This is a genomic window from Pseudomonadota bacterium, from assembly GCA_039818985.1.
Taxonomy (GTDB): domain Bacteria; phylum Pseudomonadota; class Alphaproteobacteria; order Sphingomonadales; family Sphingomonadaceae; genus Alterisphingorhabdus.
Map to the genome: position 1 here is coordinate 2,118,686 of JBCBSU010000001.1, position 23,896 is coordinate 2,142,581.

At 58.8% G+C, this 23,896-nt stretch carries 22 protein-coding genes; 10 read left to right on the forward strand and 12 right to left on the reverse strand.

Annotated features, from left to right (window positions below; all coding sequences use genetic code 11):
- Nucleotides 1-24: 24 nt before the first annotated feature.
- Together AAFX04_10170 and AAFX04_10175 are read right to left on the reverse strand one after the other, a co-directional pair.
- Nucleotides 25-513: a DUF3291 domain-containing protein gene (locus AAFX04_10170; GenBank protein ID MEO1045793.1), complete on the reverse strand. Its 489-nt coding sequence runs from the start codon at nucleotides 511-513 to the stop codon at nucleotides 25-27.
- Nucleotides 510-2,111, reverse strand: a complete 1,602-nt coding sequence (locus AAFX04_10175; protein MEO1045794.1) for a lysine--tRNA ligase — start codon at nucleotides 2,109-2,111, stop codon at nucleotides 510-512. The genes AAFX04_10170 and AAFX04_10175 overlap by 4 nt, the downstream gene beginning before the upstream one ends.
- A 154-nt stretch (nucleotides 2,112-2,265) precedes the next feature.
- On the opposite strand from AAFX04_10175, the gene AAFX04_10180 reads away from it, so the two are divergent.
- Together AAFX04_10180 and AAFX04_10185 are read left to right on the forward strand one after the other, a co-directional pair.
- The gene (locus AAFX04_10180) at nucleotides 2,266-5,028 is read left to right on the forward strand and encodes an ATP-dependent DNA helicase (protein ID MEO1045795.1); all 2,763 of its coding nucleotides are present in this window, start codon (nucleotides 2,266-2,268) and stop codon (nucleotides 5,026-5,028) included.
- Nucleotides 5,025-5,570, forward strand: a complete 546-nt coding sequence (locus tag AAFX04_10185; protein MEO1045796.1) for a histidine phosphatase family protein — start codon at nucleotides 5,025-5,027, stop codon at nucleotides 5,568-5,570. Before AAFX04_10180 ends, AAFX04_10185 begins: the two co-directional genes overlap by 4 nt.
- 14 nt (nucleotides 5,571-5,584) lie before the next feature.
- Here AAFX04_10185 and AAFX04_10190 read toward each other — a convergent pair whose 3' ends face one another.
- The 5 genes from AAFX04_10190 to rpmF form a co-directional block, all read right to left on the reverse strand.
- The gene (locus tag AAFX04_10190; GenBank protein ID MEO1045797.1) at nucleotides 5,585-5,989 is read right to left on the reverse strand and encodes a MerR family transcriptional regulator; all 405 of its coding nucleotides are present in this window, start codon (nucleotides 5,987-5,989) and stop codon (nucleotides 5,585-5,587) included.
- 42 nt (nucleotides 5,990-6,031) lie between these two features.
- Nucleotides 6,032-6,331, reverse strand: coding sequence for an integration host factor subunit alpha (locus AAFX04_10195; GenBank protein ID MEO1045798.1), 300 nt, complete (start codon nucleotides 6,329-6,331; stop codon nucleotides 6,032-6,034).
- A 100-nt stretch (nucleotides 6,332-6,431) separates the two neighbouring features.
- Nucleotides 6,432-7,406, reverse strand: a complete 975-nt coding sequence (locus AAFX04_10200) for a beta-ketoacyl-ACP synthase III (GenBank protein MEO1045799.1) — start codon at nucleotides 7,404-7,406, stop codon at nucleotides 6,432-6,434.
- An 11-nt stretch (nucleotides 7,407-7,417) separates the two neighbouring features.
- Nucleotides 7,418-8,467, reverse strand: a complete 1,050-nt coding sequence (gene plsX, locus AAFX04_10205) for a phosphate acyltransferase PlsX (GenBank protein ID MEO1045800.1) — start codon at nucleotides 8,465-8,467, stop codon at nucleotides 7,418-7,420.
- Between the two features lie 63 nt (nucleotides 8,468-8,530).
- Entirely contained in the window at nucleotides 8,531-8,710 is a 180-nt protein-coding gene (gene rpmF, locus AAFX04_10210; protein ID MEO1045801.1) for a 50S ribosomal protein L32, read from the reverse strand.
- 227 nt (nucleotides 8,711-8,937) lie between these two features.
- Between rpmF and AAFX04_10215 the strand changes: the two genes are divergently transcribed.
- The 5 genes from AAFX04_10215 (at nucleotide 8,938) to AAFX04_10235 (ending at nucleotide 13,702) form a co-directional block, all read left to right on the forward strand.
- Nucleotides 8,938-9,336: an MAPEG family protein gene (locus AAFX04_10215; GenBank protein MEO1045802.1), complete on the forward strand. Its 399-nt coding sequence runs from the start codon at nucleotides 8,938-8,940 to the stop codon at nucleotides 9,334-9,336.
- A 28-nt stretch (nucleotides 9,337-9,364) separates the two neighbouring features.
- Entirely contained in the window at nucleotides 9,365-10,243 is an 879-nt protein-coding gene (locus AAFX04_10220) for a hypothetical protein (GenBank protein MEO1045803.1), read from the forward strand.
- Between the two features lie 212 nt (nucleotides 10,244-10,455).
- Complete coding sequence (locus AAFX04_10225) at nucleotides 10,456-11,706, forward strand: efflux RND transporter periplasmic adaptor subunit (GenBank protein ID MEO1045804.1); 1,251 nt, start codon at nucleotides 10,456-10,458, stop codon at nucleotides 11,704-11,706.
- Nucleotides 11,707-11,711: 5 nt separating this feature from the next.
- Nucleotides 11,712-12,452 carry an ABC transporter ATP-binding protein gene (locus tag AAFX04_10230; protein ID MEO1045805.1) on the forward strand — a complete coding sequence of 247 codons (741 nt, stop codon included), beginning with the start codon at nucleotides 11,712-11,714 and terminating at the stop codon, nucleotides 12,450-12,452.
- Entirely contained in the window at nucleotides 12,452-13,702 is a 1,251-nt protein-coding gene (locus AAFX04_10235) for an ABC transporter permease (protein ID MEO1045806.1), read from the forward strand. The genes AAFX04_10230 and AAFX04_10235 overlap by 1 nt, the downstream gene beginning before the upstream one ends.
- A gap of 90 nt (nucleotides 13,703-13,792) precedes the next feature.
- Here AAFX04_10235 and AAFX04_10240 read toward each other — a convergent pair whose 3' ends face one another.
- Nucleotides 13,793-14,896 carry a DUF6733 family protein gene (locus AAFX04_10240; GenBank protein MEO1045807.1) on the reverse strand — a complete coding sequence of 368 codons (1,104 nt, stop codon included), beginning with the start codon at nucleotides 14,894-14,896 and terminating at the stop codon, nucleotides 13,793-13,795.
- A gap of 227 nt (nucleotides 14,897-15,123) precedes the next feature.
- Entirely contained in the window at nucleotides 15,124-15,822 is a 699-nt protein-coding gene (locus tag AAFX04_10245; GenBank protein ID MEO1045808.1) for an MBL fold metallo-hydrolase, read from the reverse strand.
- Between the two features lie 158 nt (nucleotides 15,823-15,980).
- Between AAFX04_10245 and AAFX04_10250 the strand changes: the two genes are divergently transcribed.
- Nucleotides 15,981-16,328, forward strand: a complete 348-nt coding sequence (locus AAFX04_10250) for a winged helix-turn-helix domain-containing protein (GenBank protein MEO1045809.1) — start codon at nucleotides 15,981-15,983, stop codon at nucleotides 16,326-16,328.
- Nucleotides 16,329-16,339: 11 nt separating this feature from the next.
- Here AAFX04_10250 and AAFX04_10255 read toward each other — a convergent pair whose 3' ends face one another.
- Complete coding sequence (locus tag AAFX04_10255) at nucleotides 16,340-17,020, reverse strand: S24 family peptidase (protein ID MEO1045810.1); 681 nt, start codon at nucleotides 17,018-17,020, stop codon at nucleotides 16,340-16,342.
- Nucleotides 17,021-17,115: 95 nt separating this feature from the next.
- On the opposite strand from AAFX04_10255, the gene AAFX04_10260 reads away from it, so the two are divergent.
- Together AAFX04_10260 and AAFX04_10265 are read left to right on the forward strand one after the other, a co-directional pair.
- Entirely contained in the window at nucleotides 17,116-17,313 is a 198-nt protein-coding gene (locus tag AAFX04_10260; protein MEO1045811.1) for a hypothetical protein, read from the forward strand.
- Complete coding sequence (locus AAFX04_10265) at nucleotides 17,303-17,653, forward strand: hypothetical protein (protein MEO1045812.1); 351 nt, start codon at nucleotides 17,303-17,305, stop codon at nucleotides 17,651-17,653. Before AAFX04_10260 ends, AAFX04_10265 begins: the two co-directional genes overlap by 11 nt.
- 19 nt (nucleotides 17,654-17,672) lie before the next feature.
- Here AAFX04_10265 and AAFX04_10270 read toward each other — a convergent pair whose 3' ends face one another.
- Together AAFX04_10270 and AAFX04_10275 are read right to left on the reverse strand one after the other, a co-directional pair.
- Nucleotides 17,673-21,920: a hypothetical protein gene (locus AAFX04_10270; protein MEO1045813.1), complete on the reverse strand. Its 4,248-nt coding sequence runs from the start codon at nucleotides 21,918-21,920 to the stop codon at nucleotides 17,673-17,675.
- A 34-nt stretch (nucleotides 21,921-21,954) separates the two neighbouring features.
- Entirely contained in the window at nucleotides 21,955-23,871 is a 1,917-nt protein-coding gene (locus AAFX04_10275; protein ID MEO1045814.1) for a hypothetical protein, read from the reverse strand.
- Nucleotides 23,872-23,896: the final 25 nt, after the last annotated feature.

Below are 23,896 nucleotides of genomic sequence, written 5' to 3' on the forward strand. Positions count from 1 at the left end.
TCTTGCCCCAGATGCTGCCACCAGTCAGGCGCACTCGTCCAGAACCGGAACGGCAGGTGTGCCATCAGGAGCCGGGAAAGGCTGGCGGAAGGTAAAAGCTTCCGTCATCGGACCATGCTTTTCCAGCTTCGCAATCCGCGCCATGCCTTCCTCGACGGTCGGAATATGGCCAACCGGCACCCACCACAGCGCCTGATAGACGTTCATATGCTCCATCCATTCGCGACGGCGGCGCATAAAGGCGAGGTGATCAGGGTTGCGATAGACAAAAGCCCCCAGCGCCTCGACATCAGTCCAGAGCGACATGTTGATCGCAAGGCGCGGATCGCTGGCGTCCGGGCTGAGGTCCACCGCGTCATTGCCCTCGCCCACCAGCCGCCAGACAAAACCCGGCGCCGCCTCTGCCTGCGCGTTTACCGGGTCGAGCCCGTTCATGAAATCGGCATTGACCGGGTCGTCTTTGGGTTTCGCAAAACGGGCAATATTGATCTGAGCCAGATGATAGCCGCTCATGACAGCGCCTCCCGGATCAGCGTGCGCGTATTCTCCACGCCGTACAGCGCGATAAAGCTGCCCATGCGCGGGCCTTGTTCGGAGCCGAGCAGCGTCTCATACAGCGCCTTGAACCAGTCGCGCAGATTGCCGAAGCCATAGGCCTCATCCTTGCCGATGGTGTATACGATGGTCTGGATATCCTCGGCCGCTGCATGATCAGGCAGTGTCGCCAGTTCAGCATCCAGCCGCTCGAGTGCGGCAACCTCGCCACCTTGTGGCTTGCGGCGCTGTAATGTCGGCGCGATAAAGTCGCGGCTATAGGCCAGCGCGTTATCGATCAGGCCATCAAGGTCCGGATAGCGCTCGGCGGTCGCATCGGGCGCATATTGGCGCAGATAGCCCCAGATCTGCTCCTTGGGGACATCGCCCATAACGCCGACCAGATTGAGCAACAGGCCGAAGGTCACGGGGATGCTTTCCTCCGGCACCGCGCCATTATGGACATGGTGCACCGGGTTGCCGAGCCGCTTGTCGGCTTCCTGGCCATGCCAGTTGGTGCGAAACTGGAAATAGTCGTCGACCGCGCGCGGGATCACACCGAGATGCAGCTGCTTGGCCGATTTCGGCTCGCGGAAGATGTAGAAAGCCAGGCTCTCCTCGCTGCCATAGCGCAGCCATTCCTCGATGCTGAGGCCATTGCCCTTGGACTTGGAGATTTTCTCGCCCTTGTCATCGAGGAACATCTCATAGATCAGCCCTTCCGGCTTACGCGCGCCGAGCACCTTGGCAATCTTGCCCGACTGCACGCCGCTATCGGTGAGGTCCTTGCCATACATCTCATAATCGACGCCGAGCGCGGTCCAGCGCATCGCCCAGTCGACCTTCCATTGCAGCTTGGCACCGCCGGAGAGGATATTGTGCTCGATCATCTCGCCCTGATCTTCAAACCGCACCAGACCGGCTTCGGCATCGACCACCTCGACCGGCACCTGCAGCACATGGCCGGTCCTGGGACTGATCGGCAGCACCGGCGAATAGGTCACCTGACGCTCCTTGCCGAGGGTCGGCAGCATGATGTCCATGATCTGCTGGTAGCGCTGGAGGACAAGCTTCAGCGTGTCATCAAATGCGCCCGACATGTACTGCTCGGTCGAGGACATGAACTCATAGTCAAAGCCGTACTGATCGAGAAACTGCCGCAGCCGTGCATTATTGTGATGCGCAAAGCTGTCATATTCGCCAAACGGATCGGGCACCTGAGTCAGCGGCTTATGCAGATGTTCGGCGAGCATATCCTGATTGGGAACATTGCCCGGCACCTTGCGGAACCCATCCATATCATCGGAAAAGGCGATCAGCCGCGTCGGCGCAGACTCCCCATTTTCATGGGCGGTCAGCGTCTCATAGGCGCGACGCACCATGGTTGTGCGCAGCACCTCGTTAAACGTGCCGATATGCGGCAGGCCCGAGGGACCATAGCCGGTCTCGAACAGCATCGGTACACCGGCTGGCTTGGTGGTCGGCTTGCCCTTGTCATCGCGGAAACGTTTCAGCAACTTGCGTGCCTCTTCAAATGGCCAGGCCTTTGAGGTCATTGCTGCTTCGCGATAATCCATCTTATTCTGTTTCCATTTCGTTCGTTTTTTGTCATGTCTGCGACATGAAGAGCGGCACCAGCCCACTCCCCCACCCGACCACGCCATATACTACCCTTGGGTGGTCGGGTGGGGGAGTGGGCTGGTGCCGTATCGCTGGACAAGGTCCAGAACAATGACTCCCCTAGCCTTTCCTGCCATTCATGCAAGCCATAGCGGCATCTGGCTGCGCGATAATCAGGGCGAGACCCGACGGCTGGGCCGCGGCGAGGCGGTGGCGCTGGCGGCGGATACGCCCGTGATCCTGCTCAACGCGCCGCTGATCGGGCAGCGGATAGGCTATGCGGATATTTCCGGGCTGGATCTGTTGGAGCTGTTCGCCTTTGTGCATCCGGCAAGGTTTATGGTGCCGACGCCAGCGGGTTTACTGAAAGCACTGAACCTGTCTCTCCCCTCCCGTAAACAGGAGGGGCTTATTGACGATCCCGACGTCCCCGCCCTGCTCCACACCGCTGCTGAGACCCTGCTCACCTCCCTGCAATCTCCCGATTGGGCCGAGCGGGAGGGGGCATGGGATGTAGCCCAAGCCTTGCACCGCCAGCGTTGGGCATGGGCAGGGGAAGTCATCCGCCGCCTGCGCAAGCCAGAACGCGCGGAGAAATGGCTGTTCTCAAGGCTTTCCGAATGGGAGGAGGAAGCACCCCGCCCTGCCCCCGGCACGGTCACTCTGGATGAAGAGATGGTGATCGACCAACTCGATGCGCTGACCGGTCAAGGCGCCGAGAAACGTGAAGGACAAGTTGCCTATGCCAAATCGGCAGCGCAGGTCTTTGCCCCACGCGCGCGTCGCAACGCCCCCAATATGCTGCTTGCCGAAGCAGGCACCGGGATCGGTAAGACGCTTGGCTATCTCGCCCCGGCATCGCTCTGGGCGGCAGAGGCCGACGGTGCTGTCTGGGTTTCGACCTATACCAAGGCGCTGCAGCGCCAGCTGCGACAGGAAACGCGGCGCATCTACCCCGATGCGCATATCCTCAAGCACAAGGTGGTGGTCCGCAAGGGCCGGGAAAACTATCTCTGCCTGCTGAACCTCGAAGATGCATTGCAGGGCGGTTTCAGCGGCCGTCCGGCGATCTTCGCCCAGCTGGTGGCGCGCTGGGCCGCCTATAGCCGTGACGGCGACATGATCGGCGGCGATATGCCCGGATGGCTGCCCGCCCTGTTCCGCCGCAAGGGTGCCACCGCCCTGACCGACCGGCGCGGCGAGTGCATCTATGCCGGCTGCCCGCATTATCGCAAATGCTTCATTGAAAAGGCCAGCCGCGCCAGTGCCCAGGCCGATATCGTCATCGCCAACCATGCACTGGTGATGGTGAATGCCGTGCGCGGCCGCGACGAACAGGGCCATGCCAGCCGCATCATCTTCGATGAGGGGCATCATCTGTTCGATGCCGCCGACAGCATGTTTTCCGCTGCGCTGACCGGGCAGGAGGCAATTGAGATTCGCCGCTGGGTAATCGGACCAGAGGGCAATGCGCGCGGACGACGGCGCGGTCTGGCGGCGCGACTGGCCGACGTCGCCAGCTATGATGACGAAGGCGGTACGGCGATTGAAGCGGCGCGCATGGCGGCCAGCCTGCTCCCCGGCGAAGGGTGGCTACAGCGGCTGATCGAAGGGACACCGCAAGGCGAGATAGAGGCGCTTTTCGCCGCCATTCGCACGCTGGTCTATGCGCGGGATGAAAGCGGTTCGCAGGATGCCGGCTATGGGCTGGAAACCGAATGCGCCGAGCTAAGCGGCGAACTGCTCGAAGCTGCGGCCAGGGCTGCCAGTACCATCGACCGGCTACTCAAGCCATTGATCACCTTGGGCAATCGGCTTGAAGCATTGCTGCTTGATGGTCCCGATTGGATGGATGCACCGGCGCGGGCACGGATCGAAGGTGCTTTAGGCAGCCTCGGCTGGCGCACCGACAGCCTGTCTTCCTGGCTCTCGATGCTCTCGGCGTTGGGCGGACCGGCCGATGCCGACTTTATCGACTGGCTGGCGGTCGACCGTTATGAAGGGCGCGAATATGATGTCGGTCTGCATCGCCGCTGGATCGATCCGACCCGGCCATTGGCAGAGACGGTTCTCAAACCCGCCCATGGTGTGATGGTCACTTCAGCAACACTGAAAAGCGGTGATGACTGGCCACAAGCCATTGCCCGTACCGGCGCAGCGCATATGCCGGTTGAAGCGCAACGCTTTGCCGCAAACAGCCCGTTCGACTATGCCGCACGCTCCAGGATTCTGATCGTCACTGATATCAAGCGCGGCGATATCGCGGCACTGGCCAATGGCTATGCCCGACTGATCGAGGCATCCGGGGGTGGTGCGCTGGGGCTGTTCACTGCCATCCGGCGGTTGCGCGCGGTGCATGGCCGTATCGCCGACCGGCTGGCCGAGCATGGACTGCCGCTTTACGCCCAGCATGTCGACCCGATCGACACCGGCACTTTGGTCGATATTTTCCGCGATGATCCGCGCGCGACTTTGCTCGGGACCGATGCACTGCGCGATGGTGTCGATGTCCCCGGCCATTCGCTGCGACTGGTTGTGATGGAAGGCGTGCCCTGGCCCAAGCCCAGCATCGTGCATAAGGCGCGCAAACTGGCCAATGGCGGCTCGGCCTATGATGACCAGATTATCAAGGCGCGACTGGCTCAGGCCTTTGGCCGGCTGATCCGCAGCAAGCAGGATCATGGCCATTTCGTTGTGCTGTCCGCCGCCTTTCCCTCACGCCTGCTCGGCGCTTTCCCGGAAGGCACACCGGTGTCGCGGGTAACGCTTGCAGAGGCGGTCATGGCGGTCCAAAATCATATTATCGGAGATGGTACCGAGTCGCCGGATCAACCGGATCAGGATCAGCCCAGGCAGGACCCAATAGCGACATGAAAACACTCGCGATCCTCAGGCATGCCAAGTCCGACTGGTCCGATGGACAGACCCGCGACTTCGATCGTCCGCTCAACGCCCGTGGCATCAAAGGGGCCACCGTGATGGGGGCCTATATCAAGGCCAACCATATGCAGTTTGACGCGGTGGTGGCCTCACCGGCAGCGCGTGTCACCGAGACGCTGGAGCATGTCGAAAGCCAGCTCGACAGCAAATTCACCACCCAGTGGGACCGACGCATCTATCTCGCCTCGTCGGCAACACTGCTCGAACTGTTGCGCGAACAGGATGATGCTGCCTCGGTGCTGATGATCGCCGGGCATAATCCGGGGCTGGAAGATTTGATCCTCGAACTGCTCCCCGATGACGGCAGCAGCCCGATGCGTGACCAAGTAGAAACGAAATTCCCCACAGGCGCGCTGGCGATACTCAAGACCGATATTGACGCATGGCAGGATCTGGGCAGCGCCCCGGCGCAACTCGAACTGCTGGTGCGGCCGCGCGATATTGATCCGGAGCTTGGCCCCGAAGTACGACATTAGCCGAATTGCTGACGCTAACCGCTCTTGTCGAGCGCATCCACCAGTTCGCTGCGAATGGCGCGCAGTTCGATGAGCATCGTTTCTGACAATGTGCTCCTGCCCGACAATGGTAGCACCGGTTCGAACGGCTCAGCCGTAACCAGGGCCGGGGTTTTCCCCGAAACAGCACGGCTTTTGCCATCGCCATTCTTCAGCGCCTTCTGTGCCCCCCTGATGGTATAGCCTTCTTCATTAAGCAGCCTGTCGATCCGGCGCAGCAGGGCGATATCTTCCGGCCGGTAATATCGCCTGCCCCCCGCGCGTTTGAGCGGGTTGAGCATGGAGAACTGCTCTTCCCAATAGCGCAGAATATGGGGTTTTACCGACAGCGCCTCGGATACTTCGCCAATTGTGCGCAATGCATCGTCTGATTTTTGCATAACCAATCGCCAATATTATAGGCGATGATTCTGCCAGAGAAATCAGTCGCCTGCAACTATGCGCTGTTTCATCAACTGACTGGCGCGGAATGTGAGCACCCGGCGCGGGGTAATCGGAACCTCGACACCGGTCTTTGGATTGCGACCGATACGTTCACCCTTGTCGCGCAAAAGGAAGGTGCCGAAGCCGGATATTTTGACATGTTCGCCATCGACCAGGGCATCGCAGATATGGTCAATGATCGACTCTACAATCTGCGCCGAGTCGGCACGGGAGAGCCCGACCTGACGATTGATCGTATCAGCCAGATCCGCGCGGGTTAAGGTGCCTACTGAACGCATAAGCCAACTCCCATCCAATATATGATACATCCGGAGCAAGCCCATGCACCGGATGACATAGTGATGCCATAGCACATTTTTTTGTATAAGTCTCTTTAACCTAGTAACGTATCGCAACAGCGCCCCAGGTAAACCCGCCGCCCATCGCTTCCAGGATCAGCAGATCGCCCGGCGTGATCCGGCCATCGCGCACTCCGGTATCGAGCGCCAACGGCACCGATGCAGCCGAAGTATTGGCGTGCCGGTCGACGGTGACGATGACCTTCTCCGCCGGCAAGCCCAGTTTTCGCGCGGTTGCATCGAGTATACGGGCATTGGCCTGATGCGGCACCACCCAATCGATATCGGCCGCTTCGAGCCCGGCATCATCGAGAACCTCGTTCATCACCGTGCTGAGATTGCCGACCGCCTGGCGGAAAACTTCGCGCCCCAGCATCCGCACATGGCCGACTGTCCGGGTCGTTGAGGGGCCACCATCGACGTAGAGCAGGTCATGCTGGCAGCCATCGGCGTGCAATCGGCTGGCCAAAATGCCACGACCATCATCTGCAGGCATATTCTCGCGCCGCAATACCACCGCGCCGGCACCATCGCCGAACAGCACAGCGGTGGTGCGGTCGGTCCAGTCGAGGATGCGGCTGAAGGTTTCGGCACCGATAACCAGAGCGGTGCCGGCCTGCCCCGATCGCAGCATCGCATCGGCGACAGTCAGTGCATAGATAAACCCCGAACATACTGCCGCAACATCAAAAGCAATGCCGCCTGAAGTACCGAGCATTCGCTGCACTTTGGTAGCGGTGGCGGGGAAAGTATTGTCCGGTGTAGCGGTCGCTACGATGATAAGGTCGATATCCGCTGCCGTCATCCCGGCGGCTTCCAGCGCCTTGCCAGCCGCGTCGACCGCCAGTGTCGCTGTCGTCTCGCCTTCTCCGGCGATATAGCGTTGCGTAATGCCGCTGCGCTCGCGGATCCATTCATCGCTGGTGTCAATATTGTGCTGCCGGGCCAGCTCGTCGTTGCTGACGCATTTTTCCGGCAAGGCAGAGCCTGTACCGATAATTACGGAGCGAGGCATGTCAGCCAAAATTACACCGCCTGCTTCTGATCCGGCTCGTCGGCGCTGGTATCAAAATTTCCAAGATCGTCGACAATGCGCTGGGTGACATCATGCTTTACCAGCCGCGCCGCAACCTCAACCGCATTGGCGACACCTTTGTCATCCGCGCTGCCATGGCTTTTCACCACCACGCCATTCAGGCCAAGAAAAACCGCGCCATTATGATTATTCGGATCGAGATGATGGCGCAGCAATTCTGTCGCCGGACGCGAGATCAGGAAACCGAATTTGGAACGCAGCGAACTGGCAAAGCTGCGCTTCAGCAAATCGGTCACAAAGCGCGCTGCCCCTTCTACCGCTTTCAGAGCGATATTGCCGGAGAAGCCATCGGAAACGATCACATCGACATCACCGCGCGAGATTTTGTCCGCCTCGGTAAAGCCTTCAAACGCCATGGGCAGATTTACCGCATCTTTCAGCATCTGCGCTGCATCGCGCAGATCTTCGGTACCCTTCATATCTTCTGTACCGATATTGAGCAGCCGTACCCGGGGAGCATCAAAGTCATAGAGAATACGCGAATAGGCGGCACCCATCACGGCAAACTGCACCAGATTGCGGGCATTGCATTCGGTATTGGCGCCAAGATCGAGCATGATGACATCATGATCGCCCAGCGTCGGCAGCAGCGCCGCCAGTGCCGGCCGGTCAATCCCCGGCATGGTGCGCAGCGCCAGCTTGGCTATCGCCATCAGCGCGCCGGTATTGCCGGCGCTGACTGCGGCGGAGGCCTCGCCGGCCTTTACCGCATCAATCGCCATGCCCATCGAGGTACCACGGGATTGGCGCACCGCCTGGCTTGGGCGGATATCGCCGGTAATCTGTTTTTCGCTGTGGAGAATTTCCGAAGCCGCGCGCAATCCGGGATGGTTGTCCAGCGCCTTTTCGATGCGCGGCTGGTCACCCACCAGCAGGAACTGGAAACTGTCATGGCGATGACGCGCGAGAGCGGCACCAGCAAGCATAACGGCGACCCCATGGTCGCCGCCCATTGCATCAATCGCAATTCGTTGCTTCATGCCCTATCCTGCAATAGCCCGTTATCGGGCCTGTTTTTATCTACAGACCCGTCTATTGCCGATTTAGTAGCTCGGAGCAATTATTTCCCGGCCATTATAATAGCCGCAGGCACCGCAAACGTGATGCGGACGCTTCAGTTCGCCGCAATTCGGGCATTCCTGAAACGCCTCGACCTTGAGAGCATCGTGCGAGCGCCGCATGCCGCGCTTCGACGGCGTTGTTTTCCTCTTGGGGACAGCCATGGTGTCACCTGCTTCCGTAAAAAATAGACTGTGGATTCATTTCATGCCGCGACCGGATCGTATGTCTGCAAACCCCGATAATGATTCGGGCAGAAAAATGTTCCGGCGCAAGCGAAGCGGCGGCTATAGCGATTTTTTCCGATTGTGCAAGACTGGATCGCAGACGCTTGTCATGCTGAGGCATTGTCGACAATCATTTCACTTATGCACAGAATGAGAGAAACTGCATGGATATTCCGATAACCCTCACCATGGCCGCACTGGCAGCCCTGATCAACATTTGGCTAGCCGTTCGCATCGGGCGGGTACGCGGCAGCGAGAAGGTCAGCGTTGGCGATGGCGGCAGCGATATCGTGCTGCGCCGTATGCGCGCCCAGGCCAATTTCGTCGAGAACACGCCGTTTGTACTGGCACTGATCGCAGCGCTGGAGATTGCCGGTCATGGCAGCATCATGCTGTGGTCGATCGGCTATATCTATATGGCCGCACGCATCGCGCATGGTTTTGGCATGGATGGCGGCGCGCTGGAAAAAGGCCGGATGGTCGGCACCATCATCACCCTGCTGACGCTGTTGCTGCTGGCGCTCTATGCGGCTGCAGTCGCTTTGGGGCTTACGCCGCACTAAACGGAATGATTAAGCCCGGAGACAAGTCATGATATTCGGTCCACGCATGCCAGTCCGCAGGGATGAGTGGGAATGGTTGCTCGCCGGGTTTAAATGGCTGGAACAGGAATTCGGTCAGGATGACGTCGCGCCATCGCCGCTGATTTTGCCGACGCCGGATTTCTTTCCTCCGGTTTCCGATGACCCGGATCAGGCTGTCGCTGATATTCTGGATCAGGTCAAAGCCCATTGTGACATGGCCGACTGGCCGACAATGCTGGTCATCGGCGAACAGAACCGCCCGACACAAGTTGGAAAAGCCATTCATCTGGTTCATAATGTCCAGGCGCCTCTCGGACATTTTCGTTTGTTGAGCGACGCCGACGGCCAGCATATCGGCGAAATTGCCTATAATCCGGAGCAACGTCATGATCCGGTCGGCCTGATCGCAACCCTGGCTCATGAGCTGTCTCACTATCTCATGGCCTATGCCAAAACGGTCATGCCGGGTGGTGAGGAAATGATGGAACACAGCACCGATTTGTGCAGCGTCTATCTCGGCTTCGGTGTTTTTCTGGCAAATAACGCCTTTAATTTTTCGGCCAGCCAAGGCGTCGGATATGCCGAATGGCGTACATCTGCGGCTGGCTATCTCAGCGAGCGGTCGCTTTTGACTGCCACCGCGATCAGGGAAGCACTTTATGGGCGAGACCCGATGGATGCCGCCCCTTATCTCAAACCCAGTCTGGCGAAAGACCTCAAGTCAATATCCCGTTATGTCCTGCAAAGCGACCTTGCGGCGGAAATCGCCGCTATCAATCTGCAAGATTATGGCGTTATTGCATATCCTTTAGCAGCTTCTGAAGAAGAGACTGCAGCGACGAATAGCAGCGATGCGAGCGTCAATTTCGACATGGACAAACAGTAAATCGCTTCCGTCTCGCGCGATACAAAGTGGTGACTGCAGCGTCATGGCAGTCACTCGGCATTGAACATGTTCCGGCCTGCAGCACTTGCGACAGCGGGTTTGTCATTGGATTTGCGGACCAACTGCCGACAAAATCCCACCAACGCATGTCGCAATTTTTCCCCGAAATCTCTATTTAGAGCGACAGGGGGCAATTTGCGAAAGGTCAGGATGTGCGACGAATATTGGGCTGGATGCGTCAGCACTGGATCATCACGACTATCGCCATTTTGATCACCGCATTTGCCGGCTATCGCATCATTGCCGGATCATCACCGGGCTATGAATATGTCGCTGAAGACGTCTCCCGTGGCGATGTCATTCGCACCGTCTCGGCCAGTGGTTCATTGCGCGCATTGAACACAATCAATGTCGGTTCGGAAATTTCCGGCCAAATCACCGCTGTGTATGTCGATTTCAACTCCACCGTGGTCAAGGGGCAGTTGCTTGCCGAGATCGATTCCACACGGCCCCGCGCCCAGGTTACCCAGGCCAGAGCCCAGGTCGATCTCGCGCGTGCCAGCCTCGCTCAGGCGCTGGCGGCCATCCGTCAGGCGGAAACCGATGTCGTGGTACAGAGCCGGGAATTTGAACGCCGCAAGACGCTCGAAGCAAGAGGCTTTGTTTCGGGTGCAGGGCTGGATCAGGCCGAAAATGCCCTTGTCACCGCCAAGGCGACGTTAAGCACCGCCAGGGCCCAGGCGCAAAGTGCCCGGGCGCAGATCGCTCAAAGCTCGGCACAGCTTGCATCGGCCGAGCTGGATTTGTCACGCACCCGGATCATCGCCCCCACCAGCGGCGTGGTTATCGACAAGCTCGTCGAGCCAGGGACGACCGTTGCCGCCAATTTCCAGACGCCCAATCTGTTCACAATCGCAGCCGACACAAGCCGCATGCAGGTCGAAGCGGCAGTCGATGAAGCTGATATCGGCGAGGTTCGCGAGGACCAGAAAGTACGCTTCACTGTCGACGCCTATCCCGATGAGGTTTTTCAGGCCAGCGTTCAACAAATTCGAAAATCCGCAACCGAGGAGAACAGTGCTGTGAGCTATCTCGTCATCCTCGATGTCAACAACAAGGATGGCAAATTGCTCACCGGGATGACGGCGAATGTCGATATCATCACCGGTCGCAGGACCAATGTGGTGCGGGTTCCGGTATCGGCAACGCGCTTTCGGCCACGTCTGCAGGATCGCGACACCGCAGCCAGGAGGGAAGAACCAAAGGCCGTCAACCAGGCGACCGTCTGGCGCGTCGGCGATGACCCCTATAAACCCGACAGCCAGTTGATCGAAACCGGCCTGCAGGGCGAGGAATATGTCGAGGTCGTCAAGGGACTGGCCGAGAACACACGGATAGTGGTGCGATCACGCAATCTCGACGGCAACAATGCCGATCCAGATGCTGCTGGTGCAGGCGGATAAATCCGATGACGCGCCCACTGGTTGAGACCCACAATCTGGTAAAGAGCTACCATCTGGGTGGAGAGACAATCCATGCCGTCAATGGCGTTTCGCTGACCATCAATAGCGGCGAATATGTCGCCATCATGGGCGCCAGCGGCTCGGGTAAATCGACATTCATGAACATGATCGGCTGCCTGGATGTCCCGACCAGTGGCGAGGTCTTTATCGACGGCATATCGACGGCAGAGATGACCAGCGATGCGCTGGCCCAGCTGCGCAACCAGAAAATCGGTTTCGTGTTCCAGCAGTTCAACCTGCTGGCACGAACATCTTCAATCGACAATGTTGCGGTGCCGCTAATCTATGCCGGTCTGGACACAGAGACGCGGCGTCAGCGCGCCACAGCCAAGCTGATCGATATGGGGCTTGGAGAGCGGTTGCATAACACGCCTGCCAAGCTGTCAGGAGGCCAGCAACAGCGCGTCGCCATTGCCCGCGCACTGGTGACCGAACCGCTGATCCTGTTGGCGGACGAACCCACAGGTGCGCTCGATTCGCGCACATCGGAAGATATCATGACGATCTTCCAGCAGCTCAACGACGCCGGCATTACCCTTATCGTGGTCACGCATGAGAGCGAAATTGCCAATCATGCCAAGCGCCGGATCGAGTTCCGCGATGGCAATGTTATCGAGGACCGACCGGTGGACAACCGCACTGTGGCGACAGGCGCCGGTGCAGCAGAGATGGAACGGGCTGACTGATGGCATCGAAAACAGCGACCATGCTATCCGGCTGGACCGTCAATGTGGCGATTGCGCTAACGGCGTTGCGTACCAATGTCATGCGCTCGATCCTGACCATGCTGGGCGTGATGATCGGCGTCTTCGCCGTCACACTGGCGATTGCGGTCGGCAACGGCGCCCAGGTGAGTGTCGTGCAGACGATCAACAGCTTCGGCTATAATATGGCCATCCTGTCGCCCGAGGCTGAAGGTGATGGGCCGCGCCGCTCCTTCACGCGCGGGCGGCTGACCATGCGTGATCTGGCAGCTGTGGAGCGCGAGATTGAAGGTGTTCGCGCCATTGCGCCGCAACTGCGCTATTCGATCGATCTGGTGGTCGGCAATAACCGCACCACGACAAATTCCGTCGGGATTACCAGCGGCTATGGCATTGTCACCGACACCAAGGCGGCGCTTGGGCGCTTTATCGAGGACGAAGATGTCCGCAGTGCAGGGCGGGTTATCGTTCTGGGCAAAACCGTCGCTGACGAGCTGTTTGTCGATACCGACCCGGTAGGCAGCACCGTGCGGGTCAATGGCATACCCTTTACCGTTATCGGCCAGATGGAGGAGAAAGGCGGTGCGTTCGGCGATGACAGCGACAATGTCGCGTTCATGCCGATTTCAACCATGCGCCAGCGTTTTGCCGGCGACGGACTGGCCGGTCCTGATGATGTCCAGCTGGCCTTTATCGGATTTGAGGATGGCTATTCACTGAGTGTCGCCAAAACCGATCTGATCAGCCTCATGGAGGATCGCTATAATATCCGCGAGGGCCAGGTCCGGCCTTTCAGGGTGCGTACGACAGAGGAATTTCAGGAGGATTTCGGTTTCATAACCAGCATCATGCAGGCAGTGCTGGTGGCGATTGCCTCGATCTCGCTGCTGGTCGGCGGCATCGGGATCATGAACATCATGCTGGTCAGCGTGACCGAAAGGACGCGCGAGATCGGGTTGCGCATGGCGCTGGGCGCAAAACGCAGCGATATCCGCAACCAGTTTCTTGTCGAGGCGGCGGTATTGTGTGTTCTGGGCGGCTGTGTCGGTCTGTTGCTGGCCTGGCTCAGCAGCCTTTTGGTATCGGTCTACGCCGATTTTCCGGTTCCCATCGGTATTGGAACAGCGCTGGTTGCAATCGTCTTTTCAGCGTTTATCGGTCTGCTTTTCGGCGGCTATCCGGCAATCCGCGCTTCGCGGCTCTCACCGATCGAGGCACTTCGCAGCGAGTGAACACAGGCTGTCGCACACGCATCTGAGACCCTGTAATGGGGCGCCCCGACAATATCGAGGCGCCCCACCCCAAGGGGCTCTCTCCTCCGATCAGAAGGAGAAGCCTGCGGTCAACTTGTAGAAGTCCCCATCATTGCCATCCTCGATATCCGCACCGGCGGTGAAGCGGGCAAAAAAGCCGTTGTCGAGCGAGAACTGCACATAGGGCCCAAGCCATTGATAGACGACAGCGCTGGAGCCACCGGGAAAGGTGTTGCGGGTATTGGACAGCAATTCATAATGGCCGCCGGCCGAAAACTTGTCGCTGAAGCGGTAGCCCGCATTGATCCAGGTGTGGAGAAAATCGAGCGCTGCATTATCGTTGCGATTGCGCAGGGCGGCGTAATAACCACCATAAAATTCCGCTTCAAACGAATCATCGCCATAGTTGACCGTCAGGCTGGGCACGATGCCATCGGCAAAATTACCACCGGTGGACGTGGGGTCGCCATTGGCATCGACGACGCCACCGGACAGCAGCGCACCATTGGTCAGGCCGATTTGCGGCTTCACCTGCAATTTGCCGTCGGCGAGGTGAAAGTTGGCGCCAACGCCAAACTCGGTCCACAGATCGCCGTCGGTGCCGACAACGGTGCTGAAACCGGAATTGGTCCACAGGATACCGTAAAAGCTGAAATCGACATTGTCGCCGATCGGAATCAGACCATTGAATGACGGATAGAAGCCGAAAAAGCTGTCCTGGTTCAGCAGAACGCTGTAGCTGTCCTCGCGCGCGGCTGGCGAACCCTGGGCTGCGGCGGCAGCGGCAGCCGAAGCACCGGTCAGCGCCGATGCGTCGGAGGGTGCGATCGGGGTACCAACATATCCGGCGTCGATATTTCCGGCAAAACCGCTATCTGCACCGGCAAGACTGTAACCGGTAGCGGAAACAGGCGGCGCAGCGCCATCACCGATGGTGGCAATGCTGCTGAACCGGTTGCTGTTCTTGGCGGTGCTGACATTGGCGACCTTGAGCTCCGGGTTTAGCTTGCGCTCTTCAGGCGTGCGAATGCTGCTGATCGCAGCCGCACCGTTGGTAGCAAGACCTGAGGATTCAAATTCACCTGCTTCACCGCTGCTCTCTGCCAAAGCAGGTGTGGCAGCGAGGGGAGACAAGGCTGTGGCGGTAAGAAAAAGGGTAAGACGTGTCTTCATTGGGAACGCTCCTTGGGTAAGGTTTTCACGTTCCGCCTGCGTGCAACTGGCAGCGCCTCTCTGGGGGTGCCGTCCAATTACGAAGGTTTTGTTACGAAACTGGTTCGACTATGTCAAGATAGGACGCATTCGCGAAATTTAATTGCAAATCTGCAAGCTATTGAGAAAATTTATTAGATAGCCCATTTTGCATAGCCAGCTTGCATGACTGGCAGCTTGCATAATCGCTAGCCGCGCGCCGCCAGCACATCGTCGGCAACAAAGGCGTTGGTCTTGCGCTCATGACCGAAAGTACTGGTCTGGCCATGGCCCGGGACAAAGGTGATATCGTCCCCCAACGGCCAAAGCTTGCCGGTGATCGCATTGATCAGGTCACCATGGTTGCCGCGCGGAAAATCGGTACGGCCAATCGACCCCTGGAACAGCACATCGCCGACAATTGCCAGCCTGGACGGCGCGTGGTGAAACACGACATGGCCCGGCGTGTGGCCGGGGCAATGGATAACATTAAGGGTGAGATCGCCCACTGTCACCTGGTCACCATCGTGCAGCCAGCGATCGGGTTCGAACACCTCACCGGCAATCCCGTAATTGCGGCCATCGTCGCCCAGCCGCGATATCCAGAAACGGTCTTCCTCATGCGGTCCCTCGATCGGCACGCCAAGTTCTTTCGCCAGTTTGCCAGCCTCGCCGCAATGGTCGATATGGCCATGGGTGATGAGGATTTTTTCCAGTTCGGCCCCGGTCTGGGCCAGTGCCTGTTTCAGCCGTGGCAGGTCACCGCCGGGATCGACAAAAGCCGCCTTGTTGGTACTGGTACACCAGAACAGCGTACAGTTCTGCTGCAGCGGCGTCACCGGGATGATGGCGGCACGCAAGGGCGGATTTTGGATCGGATTTGTGGGGGTATTGGGCTGGTTCGACATGGCTGACGATGTGGCAGCGACTCGCCGCAAATGCAAGACTTGCCATGCTGTGGGCGTATATGCGGCTCGCTCCGCCGCAGCCTGTTGGCATTCGTCGCACGCTGCGGGCTATTCATCCGCCACCACAACCACCCTGGGGGCAAGGGCATCGAAATAGATTGAGCAAGCCGGAAACGATTGGTCGTGACGCCGTTGCCATGGCGATATTGGATATTATGCAGGATGGCGAACGCTGGACCGACAAAGCCATCGAAAAACGCATCAAGGAATATGCCGTCCCCATACCCGAAAATTGCGATGCCCTCACCCGGACCCGGCTGCGCCGCGAGGCTGAGCACTGGATGGGCTCGATATTCTGGGCCCGGCGCGACCTTGCCGAACGCCAGCTGATCGCCCGCATCGGCGTCGGCATGTACCAGATCACCGATGCAGGGCGTGCCGAACTGCGCTGCGGTATTGATACGCCCGAAAATGGTAGCGGCGAGAATGGTAGCGGCGCGGAATAAGCCGGTAACTGTCAGAGCTTGCGTCCGGCCCACACCACCCGACCGACAATCGCTATATCGGCCATCGCCAGACCCGGCAACGCCGGATAGGCACTGTTGTCACTGATCGCCGTAACGCTGCCGTCAGGCTGAAAAGCGAGGCGCTTGACCATAAGCGCATCGTCGATACGCAGTACATAAATACCATCGCGCCGCGCTATCTCACCGGTCGCCATCTCGACCATGATGTCGTCACCATCGCACAGCATCGGTTCCATCGAATCGCCTTCGACCCGGATCATGCTGAGTGCCGCACGCCCCAGCCCCTGCCGCCGCAGCCAGTTTTCATCAAAGGCGAGTTCACACTCGACATGCTCGTCTTCGGCGCTGCGCCCTGGCCCGGCCGAAGCGCCAATGGCAAGCTTGGGTATGGCACGCAGGGATTTTCCTCTATCCTGCCCATTCTGGACCATTTCGCCGGGCAGTTCGGTACCGTTTTCATCGGCATTGCGCAGCACATCTTCCGCGACGCCAAAGAAACGGGCCAGCAATCTGCGATCGGGCTCGGCAAGCCGCGTTGGCGTACCACGCTTGATAAACTGTTGTATATACGCGGCATTACGTCCCAGCATATCCGACACGCCGGCATAGCTGACGCCACGATCAGCGATCAGCCGAGCCAGGGTTTCTCGCACTTTGTGATTATCGGTCATAGTCATGACTATAGCATAGGATTTTTCCTAGACAAGTAGGATTGTCATCGTCATTTTCCTATGCACCAGAACGAATCAGTGAGAAAGGGTGCATCATGATTTTGCGTGAAGTCGAGAAATTCCTCAGAAAGCATGACATGCCGCGAACCAAATTCGGTCGACTGGCAGCACATGATCCGCGCCTCGTCGATGATATGCGCAATGGGCGTGAGCCGAGAAAAGCCATGCGGGATAAAATAGAACATTTCATGAACAAATATGCTGCGGAAGCAGGCCATACCGATGCCGGTTGAAACCAAGGCGGCCAACCGACATAGCTGCAACGATCCTGCAAACGCGCTGGTGCACGAACTGATCGCCATGACCCGGGGTCAGGCACAGCTGCGCTTCCATGAAGGCTATGACTGGGCCAGCGCCACCTTTACAGGCATGCGTCACCGTCTGGCACTGACTTTTACCGGCACCGAGAGTGTCGCCGCAGGACATGATCTGGCAGAGCGGCTGGAGAGTCACGAATTTGCGCTGAACCGCCATGTGGTCATCGACATCCATGTCACGCATCGGGTCGAACGCCATGAGGGTGAACCGACGCTGTTGCTCGAAATCGAAGCGCTTACACTGGAAGACAGCTGATAATGCGCCTGCGCCGTCGTTATCGGCGCGGCGGGGGCGGCAGGGTGGAGCGGCGGGCGATTTGCGGTCCGAACCAGTCCGACAGATCAGGCTCATCCTTGACCTTATAGGGCACGCCGCTGCTGTTGAGGAACAGCCGCTCCATTTCCTTGCGGGTAAAGGGCCGCGAACCCAGGCGACCGAATATCGCAATCTGGCCGCCGGTTTCATCGACACCCCGATCACGGTCGAGGCCCTTGGACAGAGCCAGCGCTGGCGCGGCAGTACGGGCAAAGGCAATCAGTTCAGGCTTGGGCGCGGGCGAGAAACCATAGAATTTCGGCTGGCTTGCCGGTGAGGTCAGTTGGATTACCTTCAGGCCATTGCGACCATCCGCAACATAGGCGAACAGCGTCGCATTGGTTGAACCGACAATGACATCTTCGGCATCGTTGAGCGTCCCGCCAGCATTGAACCGCATATATTCACGCGGAGCTTCCGGATTGGTGATGTCGAGGATCACCAATCCGTCCCGCTTCGCCGCAACATAGGCATAGGTCCGTGCGAGATAGAGTTTCTGCGCATCATCCAGCGGGACCGTCGCCTGCGGCACCGCCACCGGCTGACGCAGCCGGGTGATGTCGAACAGCTTCACACCCTCGCTGTCGGTGACCCAGAGATAGCGGAACTGCACCGCACTGGCCCTGGCGTCGCTGAGTGGAAGCTGCGCCGTGACCTGAGGATCGGCCGGATCGTCGAGATCGAGAACCACCAGCCCCGAAGCGGTGGTGATATAGGCGATGTGGCCTGCCAATGTGATATGCCGCGCGCCATTAAGAACACCGCCCGGATTCCACGCCTTGGCACCGTTGGCGAATATGGTCCGCTTGAAGAAATTGTTGCGAAACTCGCCATCGGCCAATGTGTTGATATTGACCAGCACCAGCCCTTCCACGCTGTCGGTGATCACCGCATAGCTGTAGATCGGGTGGAAAGCCTGCTCCTGATTTTCCTCGAGCATGGTGCGCGGGGTACCATCTTCCTCGATAATGACATTGCCATCAGCGTCAGTGAGGTTGGTCGCTGCCATGTCTTCATTGCGGTGCGGTGCAATCGGCTGGGTGGTCGCCAGCGCCATACAGCTGGCATTCTTCGTCTTTACATGGGTGTCATGCCCCAGCGAAGAGAAGGGTGCGCGGACAATCCGCTCGGAAAAACCCTTATTGCCGACCGAGGCGATATCATAGGCGCGGAAGCCGCCCTTGCCTTCGGCGACGAACATATATTCGCCGCGATGCTGCAGACAGCGTACCGCGCCCGACGTATCCTGCACCACATTGGCAAATTCCTCGAGCGCCTTGGTCTCGCCCGACAGATCACCATCAAAGGTCTCGCCACGCACCCAGTTTTTCAGCTCACGGCCATTATCCTCGACATGCATCCGCCAGTAATCGGGATAGGCATAACGCTGCAGATAGGAACCGATCACCGCCTGCGGTTCGTCCCACTCGGTGACGCGCACCGCCTCAAAACCGTCCTCCATGCCGACAAAGGCATGCAGTCCGACAAAGTTGACAAAATTGGTGCCGAGCAAGAGCAGCTGCGCCATGATCGCATTATTGTCATTGGCCGCGCTCAAATGGCAGTCGGAGCACATTTTGGTCTCGGTCTTGCGCACTGTATGCGGGAAATGCGGCGCAAAGGCCTGTGACGAATAGCCCGATGCCGAGATTGGCGGCTGCTGCACATAGATGCGTTCGCGGTTGATATTGGTAGAGGACAGGATCAGCGCCGAAGTCGAACGGATCGGTGCGATAATGCCGATGGGCTTGCCATTTTCGTCGACCTCGGTTCCCGCCTTGGTGGTCTGATGACGGCCAAGCTGGAACATCTGGTCGCGCGCCACCTGCGGATTATAGGTGGCATAGTTGCGCGTCTCGACATCCTCATATTTATGCTTCTTGGTCTTCCAGTTCGCCTCGATCGGCAGGTGACAGCCGCCACAGCTGGTGGTCCAGCTCAGATGGCAGGTAAAGCACGCCATATTACCATCATCATGTGCCCGCTCGGACGGTAAAACGCCGGTGCCGAAGCGATATTCGCCGGTATCCGAAGCCGATTTGGCGACCAGCTTGGCGCGGGCCGATCTGGCGTTGAAATCGGGGTGACTCCGCGTAACACTGTCCCTGGTCAGGCTGACACGCCAGCTCAGCTCCGGGTCGATGATCGAACGCTGGATCAGATAGCGGCGGCCATCCACGTCTTCCATCCATTCGAAGCGGCGCCTGCCATCGGGATTGCGCAGCAACGCCAGATTGGTGCCCTGTAGTCGCGCCGCAAGATTAGAAGTCTTGAGCGTCGGATAGGCATCCGCCGTGCCGTGGCAGTCCTTGCAGCCAATCTCGACCGCATTGGCGACCTCGCCATAGATCAGGCCATTGCCATGGCTGTCCTGCGCGAAATGGCAATCGGCGCATTGCATGCCGACCTCGGCATGGATGTCCATCATATGCACCGATTTGCCCGGATTGCTGCCGGGTTTGACGAACTTGTCCTCACCCGCCCTGCGGAATTTCTCCGGATCATCATCGGCAACAATCTTGCCTTCCGAATCAAGCAGATTGCCCGCCCGGTCGCGCTTCAAAATGGCACGGAAATTCCAGCCATGACCGTGATAATCGGCAAATTGCGTGTCGTTCAATTCCTCGTTGAGATCATAGACATTACGCAGGAAATCGATATCAGCCCATAGCCCTTTGGGCGATGCACCCTCGGGATTGCGGTCGAGAACCGCGCGGACCTCGGCGGCAGTGGGGAATTTCTGACTCTTGTAGATGCGCTGATAATCTTCATCCGACAGGCCTTCGGGCCGCGATGTCGTATTTTCCGGACCCGGCCACATTTTCGGCGCGTCGGATTCATAATCCCACATGGTATAGCCGAGATAGCTGTTCAGGAAGATATTCGGCTGGTGCATATGGCAGTTCATGCACTGTGCTGTCGGGATGGCACGAGTAAACTCATGCTTGATCGGATGGCCACGCTCCCTCTCCCCCGGTCCGCCAATGCCATCATGCCCATCACCGCCATGGCCTTTTTCACCATGGCCGCCGCCATGACCGGCCTTGGCCGCATCATAGGTGCCATAGCTGCCAAAGCGCTTCTGGCCCTCAGTAAGATAGGCAATGGTCGGATCGGCGGTGTCAGTCTGGCCGTCACGGCCATATTTGGCATAGGTCAGGCTGTGGCGCGGCTCGCGGTCATTGGCGTAGACGACATGACAGGCGGCGCAGCCCGAGCTGCGATAATCGCCCGGCTGGTCATTGGTGCCCATCTGCCACAGAAACGGATCGTTGAGCCGGGTCTTGTGGATGTTGAGCACCGGGATAGCGACACGCAGGCCAGTGGCGGGGCCGCGATTGGACTGTTTGAGGTCAGGCCGTCCCGGCTCTTCGAGCCGCTGGATAATGCCACCGATATTGGGCAGACCGATTTCGGGGAACTGGCTGTTCACGTTGCGCCCGCCACGCTCGAACACGCGGAAGATGTCACCCGGTGGGATGACATGCCAGGTCGGCAGCGGATACATGATCGGCAGTGCGCCGCGCGCCTTTTGCGCCGCGCTGACGGTGCCGAAGGGCTGGCCCTCTTCGGGCATGGCCGATTTGATGCTCGCCGGCTTGCCGCCACGGGTATAGGCCTCGCCGAAAATATAGTTTTTAAACGGGACAATGCCGTTATTATAGGCTGCCCCGCCCCACAGCATCGCGCCGGTGGACATCAGCGAGCGTTCCGATGCCTCGATAATCTCGATATGACAGGCGCCACACGCTTCACGTACCACACGATAGTCGGACGGATTGACGAAACGGACAAATTCGGGCGACTCTTTGGCGATCAGCGCATAGGAGCGTTTCGGGTTAGCGCTGGACGGCCAGTGCCAGGCTTCGGGATATTTCGGCAGCACATGCGCCTTTTTCAGCGCTTCCAGATAGCGCGCATCATTCCAGCCCCAGTCATTATTACCGGTGACGCTGGCATCGCCGCCATGGCAATCGGTGCAACCCAGCACAACCGCCGGCGAGGCGTGCATGGTCTTGTGGTCGCTGGCGGTGTGGCAGCTCTGACAGCCGGTGCTCTTGGCATCAGCTTCGGCCCAACTCTGATTCTGTGGCGCCGGCGGGGTGAAACGGTATTTTACCTTTTGCGGCTTTTCCTTCTTGGCGGCAAAGCCGGTATCGGGCGTACCAAGCGACAATGCCAGACCAAGCGTCAGCACCGCCGCCATACGGGCCAGAAATGCGGGGGCCTGCCCCGCTCGATCAGAACGCCAAAATCGCATTGAACAGCACCGAATAGAAAATGTCACTGTCACCCGCCTGGGTGAACAGGTCGGAAAAACCGTCTGAAGGATCGAACAGCGCGCCCGACAGACGGAAAACGATATTCTGCGTCGCTTTGGGCCGCCAGATACCGGCGATCGAGAGGTCCCAGCCAATCGCATTGGGGATCGAACCTTCATTGCGCAGCGCCTGCAGCGTCGCGGTATTGTCAAACCACAAATGGTTGGCATTGGCCGAGACCCGTATCTCGGGAGTCAGATCGAAATCCGCGCCTGCGCCGAGCAATATGGTGCCCGGATTGTTGAAATTGGACTGGCCCTGTTCCTTGGACGAGCGCAGCGAATTCAATATGCCGTTGCGGCCGTTGATGCTGACCGCACGACCGCCACCGGCAAAGGGTATGGTCTGGCGGATCCAGTAGCTGGTATCGGCGCCGGCAAAAATCGGGTTCTCGAAAATCGCATCGAAACCCGCCTCAGTGTCATTGTCCGGGTCACTATCACCGCTGGCGAACAGGCCCGACAGACGGAAGCGCATGAAGTCAACATCATAGCTCAACTCTGCCGCGGCAAACCAGGCTGCGATATCGGCCGGACGGCTGGTGAAGATGCTGTTCCGGTCCTCGCCAAAGGCACCGTAAAGCTGACCGGTCAGGTTCATCCTCCCGATGCGACCATCAACGGCATAGCCGAGATAGACCACATCATAATCGCGCCCGCGCAAATCGCCGAGCAGCGCCGGGCGCACAGGGAAACCATTATCGTCAATCTCGATGTCACCGGCCTCGCGGTTCATATTATAGGTCACAGAGACCTGACTGGTCAGGCCGACAAAGGGAAAATCCTGACGGTAGAGATTGCCGAAAAAGACGAAATCGCTGCGCGGCGTCGCGCCGATATCGTTAAGGCCCGAATTGGTGTCCTTCTCCAGCCGCATGAAAGCACCGAGATTATACTGGACACGATTATTGTCGCGAGTGCCGAACAGCCGCACGCCGAGCTGGTTATCCTGAAACAGAAAGCCGCGAAAATCGGCCTGCATCGGCTGGATGCCGATACGACCGGAATCGAAATCATAACGGTCCGATGTGTTGCGGAAGTGATAGTCGATAAAGGCTTCTTGTACCCCGACAAAAAAGTCGGTGCGCTGGCTTTCCCGGCTCGGCTCGACGAAAAGCACGCGCCGCTCTGGCACATCGACATGGTTGATCTGGGTCGCCAGTGTCACGCGGTATTCGACATCGGGCGGCTTATAGGCGGTCGAACCCTTGATCAGGGCAAAGCCGGTAATGAAAGTCTGCGCCAATACCAAAGAGTCGGCGCGACCGAATACGTCGAGACTGTCGGGCCGTTCTGTGGTCTGCACTCCGACCGGAATCGGGAAGCTGCGCGGCTCGATAATGGTATCGGAAATCGCGTTGACGACGAAGAACCACTCGCCCTCGCTCTTGAGACCAAGGAATTTCGGCGTCGCGCAACGGGGCAGCCCCTCCGCCTTGCGCCGCGCCTGTTCTTCCTCGGTGGGAATACAGATCGGTCGATCACCCTTATAGGTGTTCTGGTTATAGGGATCGAACCAGTTTTCCTTGACCACACCAAGCGACTGGATCAGCCGCCAACGATCAGGCACCGGGAAGTCATCGGTCGGGAAAGCCTCGGGCGGGGGCGCGCGCACCGCGCCCGGATTGTTCTGGATGACCGGATCGGGCAGTTCCTTTTCGACACCGGGGCGACGGCGGCCATCGATCAACGCATCCTCGGCATCGGGTCCGGGTTGTTCTTCGACCTCGGTGCCAGATTCGGTCGGAACCGGCTCCTCCGCCGGTGCCGGTTCGGGCTGCCACGAGATATCGTCAGGCGCAGGCTCGGCGGTACCATGTACCGCGAGGATCGCCATGAAAGGCAAAAGGCTGGTTGCTACC